We start from the raw sequence: 12,871 nt of genomic DNA on the forward strand, positions 1-12,871 counted from the left end.
AGGCCGGCCCACGTCGTGGGCCGGCCTTTTCACAACCACGATCCGGTACGCCCTGAGCACCCACCCGCTTTACCCGGAGCGACTGCGTCCGTTCCCCCGGCGCGTTCCGCCGCCGGCCCCGGCGTGCCCCTCGCGCTAACCCCATGACCTGGTCAGCGCCACCCGCGCCTCCAGCTCCAGCAGCCGCCGTTTGCGGTCGAGGCCGCCACCGAAGCCGACCATCTTGCCGCCGGCGCCGACCACCCGATGACACGGCACGATCACCGGGATCGGGTTGTGGTTGCAGGCCGTGCCGACCGCCCGGGCCGCCCCGGGATCACCCAGCGCCGTGGCGATCGCTCCATAAGTGATCATCTCGCCATAGGGGATCTTGGCGATCTCGCCCCAGACCGCCCGCTCGAACTCCGAGCCGCCGCGCATCTCGACCGGCACCGTGAAGTCGGTCAGCTCACCGGCGAAGTAGGCCCTGAGCTCCCGCGCCGCCGGATGCTCGGCATCCGGGCCGGGCCGCGCGCCGAACCGCACCCCCACCACGAGGTCGCCCTCGGCGACGACGCCGAGCGGCCCGATCGGTGAATCGACGACGAACATGCCCCGATTCTCCCTCGGGGGTCCGACAGTTTCATCGCCCCCGGCGTGCAAAGCCCGGCAACCGATCGGCGTACTTCTCAGCGGGAGGTGACCGTGACTCAGTCGATCGAGGCGGAATTCACCGCGTTCGTCGCCGCGCGGGGACCGGCGCTCGTGGGCATCGCGTACGCGCTCACCGGCAGCCAGCAGAACGCCGAGGATCTCGTGCAGGCCGCGCTGGCGAAGGCGTTCGCCCGATGGACCCGGATCAGCGGCGATCCCGAGCCGTACGTGCGCCGGATCATCTACAACGACCGCGTCTCGTTCTGGCGCCGGCAGAGCCGCCGGCCGGAGCTGCTGATGGCCGACCTCCCGGAGTCCGGCCACCCCGGCGCGCACGATCACGACACCACTCTGCGCCTGGCGCTGCGGCAGGCCCTGCTCGCGCTGCCGCCCCGGCAACGGGCCGTCCTGGTGCTGCGCTATCTGGAGGACCGCTCGGTCGAGGAGACCGCGGAGGTGCTCGGCTGCCGGCCGGGCACGGTGGCGAGCCAGTCCGCCCGGGCGCTGGCCAAGCTGCGCGCGATGGTGCCCGAGCTCGACGAGATGAACTCCGCGGAGGCGCTGCGATGATCGACGACCTGTTGCGTTCCGCCGTCCGCGACATGGCGGACGAGTCCTACACCCCGTCCGGCATCGCGTCCCGGGCGATGGCGCAGGGTCACCGGATCCGCCGCGCCCGGCGCACCGCGACGGTGGCCGCCGCTCTCGCCGCGGTGCTGGCCGTGACCGTCCCGTTCGTGCTGCTCCGCGATCCCTCGGTCCGCCCGCGGCCGCTGCCGGCCGCCTCTCCGGTGATCGTCCACCCGACCTTCGACCGGGCAGAGGTGTTCCGCGGGCCCGGCGGCGCCCGGCTGCTCGGCTTCAGCAAGAGCGTCGACAGCTTCGTGCTGGACGCCGGGAACGGATACCGGCAGCTTCCCGCGACCGACACCAATGTCCTCCCGTCCCCGGACGGGCGTCACGTCGCGGTCCAGCGGCCGGGTCATGAGTCGGTCCAGATCCTCGACCTGCGGACCGGCGACTACTGGAAACCACCGGTGCCCAGCCAGTCCTTCCTGGTCTGGTCGGACGACGGCAGCCGGCTTCTGCTCACCCAGGTCGACGGGTACTCGATCGTCGAGCCGGCCACCCGCTGGTCCGTCACCCACCGGCTCGCCGCCGCGCGGCTGCCGTGCCTCGGCATCTGCCCGTTCACGTGGTCCGGCGGCACGACCGAGGTGGCGTCGCCGCAGGTCTGGACGCGCGGTGACGACGACACTCAGATCAACGGCCTGGCGATCTTCGACGCGAAGAGCGGCGAACTCCTCCGCGAACTGCCGATCAAAGGCGCGCCGCGCGACACGAACTCCTGGTCGGCGGACGGCAGGTGGGTGCTGGTCAGCGAGAGTCTCCGGTCCCTCGGGCAGAAGCGGGTCGTCGAGGTCGCGTCGCGCCGGGAGAGCGCCCGGTTCACCGCGGAGTGGGCCGGTTTCCTCCCGGACGGCACCGTGCTGGCCCAGAGCGGCGGCGTCCTGACCCGGTACGGCACCGACGGCGCCGTGCTGGAGAAGGCGGAGCTGCCGGCCGAGCTGCGCGGCCAGAACCTCACGTTCGGTTTCTGAGACCGATGCGGGAGGCCATGCAAGCTTTCCGATCGACCGCGCGTCTGACCCGGTGGAGGTGACCGGTGAAGCAGCCGCTCGAAGACGAGTTCACCGCGTTCGTCGCGGAACGAGGGCAGGCGTTGCTCCGGATCGCGCACGCTATGACAGGGGATCGGGAAGCCGCGCAGGACCTGGTGCAGGGAGCGCTGGCGAAGGCGTACTCGCACTGGCCGCGAATACACGGGGACGCGGAGGCGTACGTCCGCAAGATCTTGTACAACGACCGGGTCTCGGCCTGGCGCAAAGCCGGCAACCGCAACGAGGTGTCCGTCGCGGACGTGCCGGAACGCATGTCCGCCGCCCGGCACGACGACGACGTCGCCGAGCGTCTCGCGCTGCGCGAGGCGCTGCTGTCGCTGCCCGCCCGCCAGCGCGCCGTGCTGGTGATGCGCTACCTGGAGGACCGGTCCGTCGAGGAGACCGCCGAGGCGCTCGGCTGCCGGCCGGGAACCGTGGTCAGCCAGGCGTCCCGGGCCCTCGCCAAGCTCCGTGATCTGGTCGGACGCGTGACCCCGCTGGAGGCATCCCGATGAGGAACCTGGAGGACAACCTGCGCGACGCCGTTCTCGACCTCGCCGACGACGCGCCGCCGCCGCACGACCTCGCGGCGGTCGCCCGCTCCCGTGGCCGCCGCATCCGCCGCCGCCGGCACGCCACCTACAGTGCCCTCGCGGTGGCGCTCGTCGCGGTCACCGTGACGCCCTACACCGTGCTGCGCAAGGACACGACGGCACCGGCGCCGGCCACGATCGTGAGCCAGTCACCTTCGCCGGCGCCGTCCCCGACGACCCGCACACTCGCCGCTCTGGAGGCGCGAAAGCCCTACAAGCTTCTCGGCGGCGCGGTGCTCACCGCGATGAGCCGCACCGAGAACGTCGAGGTGACACCGGGCGAGCTCACCGAGGGTGACACCTACCACGTGCTGCTCGACCCGGCGACCGGGCACTACGAACAATTGGTCGACGACTATCGCGACGTGGTCCCCGGACCGCGCGGGCTGTTCGCGGTCTCCGGCGGCACGGACGCCGAGAAACAGGTCAACATCGTGACCGCTCGGGGCGAGGTGCGGCGCCGGATCCCCTACCGGCCGGTCGGCGACGAGCCACAGTGGTCGCCGGACGGCTCGCGGCTGCTCATACCCACCCTGGCCGGCTTCCAGATCGTCAGCCTGGCCGGCGGGACGGAGCCGGCGAGTCAGGACGTCTCCGGCTGCCCGGACTACTGCTCCTACTCCTGGCTGCCGAACGGCACGGAGATCGCCGTTCCGCGACGGGAGGATCTGCCGCGCTCCGAGGCCGAGCCGGACCGGATGCAGGTGCTGCTCATCTACTCGGCCACGACCGGCAAACTGTCGCGGAGCCTGCCGCTGACGGCGCGGCCGATCGGCACCCGTGGCTGGTCACCGGACGAGCGTCTGGTGCTCACCCAGCCTCTCGACGGCGGATCGATCACGCTGACCAGCACCGCCGACGGCTCGCCGATCGCCGAACTGGCCGGCTCGGACGGCATGTTCCTGCCCGACGGCCGGATCCTGACGATCGACGACGAGTTCGTGATGCTCTACGACGGGCAGGGCCGGGTGCTGGAGGAGGCCGCCCTGCCCGCGGTCTTCCGGAACCTGACACTCGAGGCGGGCCTGCCCTAGGAGATGTGCCCCTGCTCGCGGGCCCACTTGAACAGCTCCGCCTCGGCCTCGTCGCGATCCAGCGGCCCCCGGTCGAGGCGGAGCTCCTTCAGGAAGCGCCACGCCTGGCCGACGATCGGACCCGGCGGGACGCCGAGCAACTCCATGATCGCGTTGCCGTCCAGGTCGGGGCGGACCTTGGCCAGGTCCTCCTCGGCCGCGATCCGGGCGATCCGGTCCTCCAGCGCGTCGTAGTCGGCGGCCAGCTGAGCGGCCTTGCGACGGTTGCGCGTGGTGACGTCCGACCGGGTGAGCTTGTGCAGCCGGGAGAGCAGTGGTCCGGCGTCGGTGACGTAGCGGCGCACCGCCGAATCCGTCCACTCGCCCCGGCCGTACCCATAGAAACGCAGGTGAAGGGCGACCAGACCGACCACCTCGGAGGTCACGTCCTTGGGGTATTTCATCGCCTTCATGCGCTGCTTGGTGAGCCGGGCGCCGACCACCTCGTGGTGGTGGAAGCTGACCCGGCCGTCCCGGCCGACGGCCTTGGTGGCCGGCTTGCCGACGTCGTGCATCAGCGCGGCCATCCGGAGCACGAAGTCGGGGCCGCCGTCGCCCTCCAGCCGCATCGCGTTCATCACCACGATCAGCGTGTGCTCGTAGACGTCCTTGTGCTGGGCGTGCTCGTCGATCTCCAGCTTGAGTCCGGAGATCTCCGGGAGGAAGCGGTCGGCCAGGCCGGTGTCGACGAGCAGGCGCAGGCCGCTGATCGGGTCGGCGGCGATCATCAGCTTGGTGAACTCGTCCCGGATCCGTTCCGCGGTGATCCGGTCCAGGTCCGCCGCCATGTCCCGCATCGCCGCGATCACCGGCTCGTCCACAGTGAACCGCAGCTTCGCCGCGAACCGGGCGGCCCGCAGCATCCGAAGTGGATCGTCACCGAACGAGATCTGCGGCGCGGCCGGCGTCCGGATCAGCTTCGCGGAGAGGTCGCGCAGGCCCCCGAACGGGTCGGTGAACTCGTGTCCCGGCACCGAAACGGCCATCGCGTTGATCGTGAAGTCGCGCCGGGACAGGTCGTCCAGCAGCGACGTCCCGTAGGAGACCACCGGATTGCGGGTCACCCCGTCGTAGGCCTCGGCCCGGAACGTGGTGATCTCAATCCGCAGACCGTTCTTCTGGATGCCGATCGTGCCGAACTCCCGGCCGGTCTCCCAGATCGCGTCCGCCCAGCCCTGCACGACGGCGAGCGTCTGCTCCGGCCGCGCGTCGGTGCAGAAGTCGAGGTCGTCGCCGAGGGTGCCGAGCAACGCGTCGCGCACCGAGCCGCCGACGAGGTGCAGCTCGTGGCCCGCGGCGGCGAACCGGTGACCGAGCTCGTCGGCGAGGGGGGACACGCGGAGCAGCTCGGCTACCGCTTTCTGCTGGGCGGAGTTGAGAACAGACATGGGATGACCAGGTTATCTGTCTTTGGTCCGATGAAGGGCAGGGGGTGGGGCGGTCGGATCGTTGCTGTGGCGGATGGAAGAGTCGCCGGGCAGGATGGCGTGGTGCCCGTTCCCGAGGCGCTGCTTCCCCTGACTCAGGACCCCGGGTTCTGGACGGGACAGATCAGCGACACCGATGACCTCCCGCCCCTGCTCCGCGTGTCGTTTCCCGTGGTCGACGGCTATGCGCTGGTGCTGGAGATCGAGCTCCCGTCCGGCGAGCGGACGCTCGGTCTGCGCCGGCCGGCGTCGAGCGAGCCGGTCCAGCTGGGCTGGGCGCCGGCCACCGGTCCCTTCCCGGCATCGCTGCACTGGTGGGAGCTGGAGTCCTTCGCCCGGGTGATCGCCCTGGACGATCCGCTGCTGCCCCATCCGGGTCTGGTGGTGGCCCTGCTGTCGCCGTTCGCCCCGGCGACAGCCGACGACGACCTGGCGACGATCGCCGCGGTGCGCGAGGCGGCGTACCGGTCGCTGCGCCGCGAGGTGCCGGCCGCCGTCGCGTGCGGGCCCGAGCAGGCCCCGCTTCCGCTCTTCACCGACGACCGCTGGTGGCCCGCGCCGCCGGCTCTCTCGCCCCAGGTGCTCGACGAGGCCGCTGTCGCGGCCCTGAGCGCCCCGGCCTGGGCGACACTCCAGGTGCGTGCCGGGAGTCGCTTCCCGCACGAGGACCTTTTCGATCTGGTACGCCGATCGGGTGCCCGCCTGCGCCGTCTGCCCGAGCAGGAGTGGTACGCACAGACCCGCCCCTTGGCCCGCCGGATCGTCGACGCCGCGGACCTGTCCCTGGTCCCGGCCCTGCTCGGCGCGCTGACCGAGGCGGGCTGCGACCACCCCACGGTTCTGGATGCGCTGAGTGAGCCGCTGGCGCCCCTCGAAGCGTGCTGGATGGTGGAGACGCTGGCCGGGGCCGAGCCCGGCACCCTCCTGCGTCACCACGTGTGACCGCAGCCTCTATCGTGACTTCAATATCGGCACGTGTGGAGAATATTCGCCACGCGTGGAGGAGGAGGCTCGGGTGAACGGCGGTCTCTACCGGAGCACGCACGCGACGCCGGATCGGGAGCCGCCGGCGGAGGACGGCGTCACCGTGATCTCGGTGGACGACCAGATCCCCGGCGGAGATCAGGCGCTTCCCCCGGAGAAGGTGCCACCGGCCCCGGGCACCGCCTCGGGTGACGGCGGCACCACCGGACAGAGCGCGATCATGGCGATCGGCAGCCTGGTCAGCCGGATCATCGGCTTCGTCCGGAACGCGCTGATCGGCATGGCGCTCGGTTCGGGTGTCGGTGACGCGTACACCAGCGCTCAGTTCCTCCCCGGCCAGATCTACGAGCTGCTGCTCGGCGGCATCCTCTCCAGCGTGCTGATCCCGCTGCTGGTCCGCCGGCGCAAGGCGGACCCGGACGGCGGCCAGGAGTTCACCCAGAAGCTGCTCACCTTCGCGGTCGCCACGCTCGGAATCGCCACGGTGCTCGTGGTGATCGCCGCGCCGGTCATCACGGCGATCCAGGCCAGTGACGGGAACACCGACGAATACAAGAACCTGGTCACCAACTTCGCGTACCTGATCCTGCCGATCATCTTCTTCACCGGTCTGTCCGCGCTGATCGGCGCGGTGCTGAACGTGCGCGGCCACTTCGCCGCCCCGATGTGGGCGCCGATCCTGAACAACATCGTGGTGATCGCGACCTGCGGCGTCTTCCTCGCCGCGTTCAGCTCCGACGGCAAGCTCACGCCGGAGACGGTCACCCCGGCCCAGATCCTGCTGATCGGCGGCGGCACGCTGCTCGGCATGGTGGTGCAGGCCGCCGGGCTGCTGCCGGCCCTGCGCAAGGTGGGTTTCCGGTGGAAATTCCGGTGGGACCCGCGCGCGCTCGGCCTGCGGGAGATCGGCAGCCTGGCCGGCTGGATGCTCTGTTACGTCGCGGCGAACCAGGTCGCCGTCTTCGTCGTGGTGCGCATCCTGAACGAGGTGGCCGGCAAGGGCAGCGCCAGCGTGCTCGCCTTCAACAACGTCTACCTGCTGACCATGATGGCGCACGGCATCATCGGCGTGTCGGTGATGACCGCGCTGCTGCCGAAGATGAGCGCCGCCGCGGCCGACGGCCGGTACGCCGAGGTCAGCGCCGACCTGACCCGCGGCATCAAGCTGGTCAGCGCGGCGCTCGCCCCGATCGCGGTGGTCTACGGCGTGCTCGGCGCGCCGATCTCGGTCTTCCTCTTCCAGGGCGGCAACTACACCAACGACGCGGCCTTGGACACCGGCACCGTGCTGACCGTGTCGGCGTTCGCGGTGCTGCCGCTGTCGATCAGCTACCTCTGCACCTATGCCTTCTACTCCCTGCAGGGCAACAAGACCGTCGCGCTGATCAACCTGCCGGTGGTGGCGGTCCGGATCGGCGCGTACTTCCTGCTCGCCGCCGTGCTCAGCGAGTCGCTCTCGGCGGCCGGCATGACCGCCGCGAACGCCGTCTCGTACGTGATCTCCGCGGTGATCTCGCTGGCCGTGCTGCGGCGCCGGATCGGCCGGCTGAACCTCGGCTCGGTCGCGGTGTCACTGATCAAGGTGGCGGTCGCCGCCGCGGTCGCCGCCGCGCTCGGTGTGCTGGTGGTGAGCCTGCTGCCGGGGTCCGGCGAGCCGGACGGCCGGGTCGAGGCGCTGGTGCAGCTGATCGCCGGGGGCGCGGTGATTCTCGTCGCCTACCTGGGAGCGGCCCTGGCCCTGCGCGTCTCCGAGGTCAGCCAGGTCGTCGGGATGGTCCGCCGGAAACTCGGTCGCTGATCGTGAGGGTGGACGTCCTGAACAGGGCTTTCTGAGACGCCCCCGCCCTGAATATCCCGGTTCGAGGGCGTAGTTGGCGATGCCGCGCCGGGGGGACGACCTGCCCGACCCTGGCCCTGTACGGGTATGGTCGGTGTCGGCATGTGCGCGGGAGCACGTCGGCCTGAGCACTCAGTCATGAATTACCGGCGCCTGGAGCGCCGAGTCATGCAACACGAGGCATGCACCACCGAGGGAGGACTGGTGACCCAGGTCGGCGAAGGCCACGAGACCGCGGCCGACGAGGCCGGACCGGTCTTGACCTTCGGTGCGCCCACCGCCGGTGAGATTCTTGCCGAGCGTTACCAGCTTGAGCAGCACGTCAACAACGACAGTGCGGGCCGGCAGGTCTGGCGCGGCATCGACGTGATCCTCCGGCGTCCGGTCGCCGTCGTCCTGCGACACCCCGGTGGCGCCTCCGCCACCGAGATGCTGCAGGCCGCGGTCGCCGCGAGCCGGGTGATCCACCCCAATCTGGTCGGCGTCTACGACGCGATCGACGAGCAGTCCCGGGCCTACGTGGTCCGCGAGTGGGTCGACGGCGAGTCGCTGCGCGACCTGGTCGCCGCCGAGGGCCCGCTGGACCCGGCTCGCGCCATCGCCATCGCGCACGCGGTGGCCGACGCGCTGACCGCGGTCCACGCCACCGGCATGGTCCACGGCAACGTGCACCCCGGCACCACCCTGATCGCCGACGACGGCCGCGTCGTGCTCGCCGACGCCCGGGCCGACTCGGCCGACAGCGTCGAGTCCGACATCCGCTCGGTGGGTGGCCTTCTCTACTTCGCGCTCACCGGCCACTGGCCGCACGCCGAGGTCGGCCGGTCCGCCCTGCCCGATGCGAACCGCGACAGCTCCGGCAATCCGGCGGCGCCGCGGCAGGTCCGCGCGGGCGTCCCGGCATACCTGGACGATCTGACCATGGACCTGCTGGACCGGCGGGTCGCCGCTCCGGCCGCCGACGCGCTCACCGCCGAGCTGGGCCGCCTCGACGCCGCGTCCGAGGACGAGGAGTACGAGGATGTCGGCCCGCTGCGCTTCGTGCAGAGCTCGTCGTCGTCCGCCGAGCCGATCAAGAGCACGCCGAAAATCCTGCTCGGCGTCGGCGCGCTCGTCCTGATCGCGATCATCGGCCTGGTCTTCGGCATCCGCGCGATCAACGACTCCAGCGACCCGGAAACCGGGGCCAACCCGCCGGTCACCGCCGGCGCCGGCCAGAACCCGGAGACGCCGGCCGGCGGGGAGACGCCGACCACGGAGCCGAAGAAGATCGCGCTCACCGCCGACCAGGTCCGCATCGTGGACCCGCCGCCCGGCGACCGGGACGACACGGGTGAGGCCGCCTACGTCGTCGACGGCGATCGGGAGACCGCCTGGGACCTGGCCACGTACACCCGGCCGAACTTCGGCAACCGCAAAGAGGGCATGGGCGTCCTGATCAACCTGGGCACCCCCCGGGCCCTCGCCGAGGTGCGGGTCTCGACCTCCGCGCCCGGCGTCACCATGGACGTGCGCTACGGGACGAACGACCCGGGCGACACGTCGAACGGCGACAAGAAACTCCTCAAGGAGTACAAGAAGGTCGCGGACGACGACTCCGAGAAGAGCACCGGCACGAACTGGCTCTTCTCCGGCTTCGAGCCCGACCAGAAATACCAGTACGTGCTGGTCTTCCTCACCGAGCTGCCGAAGAACGAGGACGGCGCCGGCTACGAGGTCAAGGTCAACGAGATCGAGTTGTACGGGTACTGATCCATCCCCGCCAGGACGCAGACGAGGGCCGAATCCTTCCGGATTCGGCCCTCGTCCTTCACCGTGGATCAGGCGTAGATCGTGAAGCCGGAGCGCCCGCACAAGGCTGGACGGTCGATGCCAGACGTGAGGGCAATACACATTCTTGGCATAACCGTAAGTGGCCGAACCCACTACGGAAACGTCTCGACCGAGGCGTCAAATGTGGTCTAGTGGCCTTCATGGCATAGATTGCGGGCGTGACTTTCGCGGGCTCACCAGACGGTGTGACCGGTGCGGGCGGAACCGCACCGGGTGACGCCGATCTGATCCGTGCGCATGTCGCGGGTGATCCGGACGCCTTCGCCGAGATCGTCCGCCGCCATCGGGACCGGCTCTGGGCGGTTGCCGTGCGGACGGTCGGCGACCGCGAGGAGGCCGCCGACGCGCTGCAGGACGCTCTGCTGAACGCGCATCGCAACGCGGCCCGGTTCCGCGGCGACTCGGCCGTGACGACGTGGCTGCACCGGATCGTGGTGAACGCGTGCCTGGACCGTCTGCGGCGGCGTCAGGCCCATCCGACGGTCCCGCTGCCCGACGGCAGTCGCGGTGACGACCGTCCGTCCGCACCGGAACCCGCCGCGCCGGCCGCCGACCACGACACCGCGCTCGTGGTCCGCGACGCGCTGGCTGCGCTTCCGGCCGAGCAGCGGGCCGCGATCGTGCTGGTCGACGTGCAGGGCTACCCGGTGTCCGAGGCAGCCGAGATGCTCGGTGTGGCGGAGGGCACGATCAAGAGCCGGTGCGCTCGGGGCCGCGCCAGAATGGCTGTCGCCCTGGGGTTCCTGCGGGGTGAGGGGAACCGGGCGGCCGGTGGAAACGTCCCATCCGGGTCCGGGTCGGTCACTCCCCTGCCGGCCGGACACGATCGGAGGGATCAGCCGTGACGGGCGCCGGGTTCGACGGGGTCGACCTCGATCTGCTGGCCGACTACATCGGCGGCGCTCTGATCGGCACGCCCGACGACGAGCGGATCGGCGCTCTGGTCGCCGAGGACCCGGTGTGGCGGGAGGCCTATCAGCGCCTCGCCCCGGGCATGGCGACCGTCGGCACGACGCTGCGTGACCTGCCCGCCGAGCCGATGCCGGGCGATCTCGCCGCCCGGCTGGACTCGTTGTTCGTCCCGGCGCCGGGCGCTGTCCCGGATTCCACGGTGACGGAGTCGGATGCGGTTGGGGAGGGCGTCAATCCCGTACCCACAAAGGTTGTTGATCTTGCCGAGGCGAAGCGTGAGCGCGCCGCCGCAGCCCGGCCACGACGGCGCGTGCGCTGGGCCGCGCCCATCTCGGTGGCCGCCGGTGTGGTGATCTTCGCCGGGTTCGGGCTGAGCCGGCTGTCCGGCAACGACGCGTCGGACTCGGGGGCGGCGGAGAGCTCGGCCGACGGTTCGGTGCCGATGATCGCGATGGCGCCCGAGATCCTGCGGAGCGGGTTCGACTACGACGCGGCGACGCTGGGCCGGCCACCGGTGGGCGCCGGTGGGAGCGAGGCTGCGCAGCCCGGCGAGGCCAGCACGAAAACTGACGCGTTCAGCACGCCGAGAAGCGCGCTCGACCGGCTTCTCGATCCCGGCGTGCTCGCCGACTGCCTGGAGGCGATCACCCGGGAGAACGCCGGTGGGGAGCTCAGCGTGAGCTCGGTCGACTACGCCAGCTACACCGGTGTGCCGGCCCTCGTCGTGCGATTCACGGCGGTCAACGGCGGATGGGCCTGGGCGGTCGGCGCGGACTGCGGCGCACCCGGTGGTGACGCGGACGCGCTGCAGAAAGTGCCGGTACGCTGATCCGAATCCCCGGTGAGGTCCGACACGGGCCGCGCCCGGGGAATGGCGGATGCCTAGCATGACGTTCTAGCGTGCAGTGTCGCCGCCGTTCTGTGCGGCGAAAAACAGACTGAGGAGTCGGCAGTGGACGAGGTCCGCAATCTGATCATCATCGGTTCGGGGCCGTCCGGCTACACCGCGGCGCTCTATGCGGCCCGCGCGAACCTCAAACCGCTGGTGATCGAGGGCGTGCAGTCCGGCGGCGCGCTGATGACCACCACCGAGGTGGAGAACTTCCCGGGTCACCGCGACGGCATCATGGGCCCCGAGCTCATGGACAACATGCGCGCGCAGGCCGAGAAGTTCGGCGCCGAGTTCATCACCGACGACGTCACCCGCGTCGAGCTGGGCGACCGTCCGACCGAGCCCGGCACCGAGGGCCTCAAGACCGTCTGGGTCGGCGAGAAGGAGTACTTCGCTCGCGCCGTGATCCTGGCGACCGGTTCCGCGTGGCGTCCGATCGGTGTTCCCGGCGAGCAGGAACTGCTCGGCCGCGGCGTCTCGTCGTGTGCCACCTGTGACGGCTTCTTCTTCCGCAATCAGCACATCGTGGTGGTCGGCGGCGGTGACTCCGCGATGGAGGAGGCGACCTTCCTCACCCGCTTCGCCGAGACCGTGACCATCGTGCACCGGCGTGACACCTTCCGGGCCAGCAAGGTCATGCAGAAGCGCGCCCTCGACAACGAGAAGATCAAGGTCGAGTGGAATTCGGTGGTCGAGGAGATCCTCGGCGCCGACGGCAAGGTCAGCGGCGCCCGGATCCGCAACGTACAGACCGGTGAGACCAAGGTTCTCGACGTCACCGGCGTCTTCGTGGCGATCGGCCACGACCCGCGCAGCGAGCTCTTCAAGGGTCAGGTCGAGCTGGACGACGAGGGCTATGTGAAGGTCCAGTCGCCGAGCACCCGGACCAACGTCGCCGGCGTGTTCGCCGCCGGTGACCTGGTCGACCACACGTACCGGCAGGCCATCACCGCGTCCGGCACGGGCTGTGCCGCGGCGCTGGACGCCGAGCGCTTCATCGCTTCATTCGTAGAGCTGTAAGACCGG

General features: G+C 70.7%; 12 protein-coding genes. 10 read left to right on the forward strand and 2 right to left on the reverse strand.

Annotated elements, in window-relative coordinates:
* Positions 1–135: 135 nt before the first annotated feature.
* Positions 136–591, reverse strand: a complete 456-nt coding sequence (locus tag AMIS_RS40005) for a methylated-DNA--[protein]-cysteine S-methyltransferase (RefSeq protein ID WP_014448201.1) — start codon at positions 589–591, stop codon at positions 136–138.
* Between the two features lie 93 nt (positions 592–684).
* Here AMIS_RS40005 and AMIS_RS40010 point away from each other — a divergent pair, with 93 nt between their 5' ends.
* The 4 genes from AMIS_RS40010 to AMIS_RS40025 all read left to right on the forward strand — a co-directional run bounded on the left by AMIS_RS40010 (position 685) and on the right by AMIS_RS40025 (position 3,921).
* Positions 685–1,203, forward strand: coding sequence for a SigE family RNA polymerase sigma factor (locus AMIS_RS40010; RefSeq protein WP_041831728.1), 519 nt, complete (start codon positions 685–687; stop codon positions 1,201–1,203).
* The gene (locus AMIS_RS40015; RefSeq protein WP_014448203.1) at positions 1,200–2,234 is read left to right on the forward strand and encodes a WD40 repeat domain-containing protein; all 1,035 of its coding nucleotides are present in this window, start codon (positions 1,200–1,202) and stop codon (positions 2,232–2,234) included. Before AMIS_RS40010 ends, AMIS_RS40015 begins: the two co-directional genes overlap by 4 nt.
* Before the next feature lie 65 nt (positions 2,235–2,299).
* Complete coding sequence (locus AMIS_RS40020) at positions 2,300–2,809, forward strand: SigE family RNA polymerase sigma factor (protein WP_014448204.1); 510 nt, start codon at positions 2,300–2,302, stop codon at positions 2,807–2,809.
* Positions 2,806–3,921 (forward strand): TolB-like translocation protein, encoded by a 1,116-nt coding sequence (locus tag AMIS_RS40025; protein WP_014448205.1) that lies wholly within the window; start codon positions 2,806–2,808, stop codon positions 3,919–3,921. The genes AMIS_RS40020 and AMIS_RS40025 overlap by 4 nt, the downstream gene beginning before the upstream one ends.
* Here the strand turns inward: AMIS_RS40025 and AMIS_RS40030 are convergent.
* Entirely contained in the window at positions 3,918–5,348 is a 1,431-nt protein-coding gene (locus AMIS_RS40030) for a CCA tRNA nucleotidyltransferase (RefSeq protein ID WP_014448206.1), read from the reverse strand. The two genes, AMIS_RS40025 and AMIS_RS40030, sit on opposite strands and share 4 nt — an antisense overlap.
* Positions 5,349–5,450: 102 nt before the next feature.
* Between AMIS_RS40030 and AMIS_RS40035 the strand changes: the two genes are divergently transcribed.
* The 6 genes from AMIS_RS40035 to trxB all read left to right on the forward strand — a co-directional run bounded on the left by AMIS_RS40035 (position 5,451) and on the right by trxB (position 12,865).
* Complete coding sequence (locus AMIS_RS40035) at positions 5,451–6,329, forward strand: hypothetical protein (protein WP_172666654.1); 879 nt, start codon at positions 5,451–5,453, stop codon at positions 6,327–6,329.
* A gap of 73 nt (positions 6,330–6,402) precedes the next feature.
* Positions 6,403–8,169, forward strand: a complete 1,767-nt coding sequence (gene murJ, locus AMIS_RS40040) for a murein biosynthesis integral membrane protein MurJ (protein WP_051042653.1) — start codon at positions 6,403–6,405, stop codon at positions 8,167–8,169.
* 243 nt (positions 8,170–8,412) lie between these two features.
* Positions 8,413–9,960, forward strand: coding sequence for a protein kinase domain-containing protein (locus AMIS_RS40045; RefSeq protein ID WP_041831729.1), 1,548 nt, complete (start codon positions 8,413–8,415; stop codon positions 9,958–9,960).
* Between the two features lie 266 nt (positions 9,961–10,226).
* The gene (sigM, locus tag AMIS_RS40050; protein ID WP_014448210.1) at positions 10,227–10,886 is read left to right on the forward strand and encodes an RNA polymerase sigma factor SigM; all 660 of its coding nucleotides are present in this window, start codon (positions 10,227–10,229) and stop codon (positions 10,884–10,886) included.
* Positions 10,883–11,782, forward strand: a complete 900-nt coding sequence (locus AMIS_RS40055; protein WP_014448211.1) for a hypothetical protein — start codon at positions 10,883–10,885, stop codon at positions 11,780–11,782. Before sigM ends, AMIS_RS40055 begins: the two co-directional genes overlap by 4 nt.
* Before the next feature lie 123 nt (positions 11,783–11,905).
* Complete coding sequence (trxB, locus tag AMIS_RS40060) at positions 11,906–12,865, forward strand: thioredoxin-disulfide reductase (protein ID WP_014448212.1); 960 nt, start codon at positions 11,906–11,908, stop codon at positions 12,863–12,865.
* Positions 12,866–12,871: the final 6 nt, after the last annotated feature.

This window comes from Actinoplanes missouriensis 431 (assembly GCF_000284295.1).
In the GTDB taxonomy this organism is placed as follows: Bacteria; Actinomycetota; Actinomycetes; order Mycobacteriales; family Micromonosporaceae; genus Actinoplanes; species Actinoplanes missouriensis.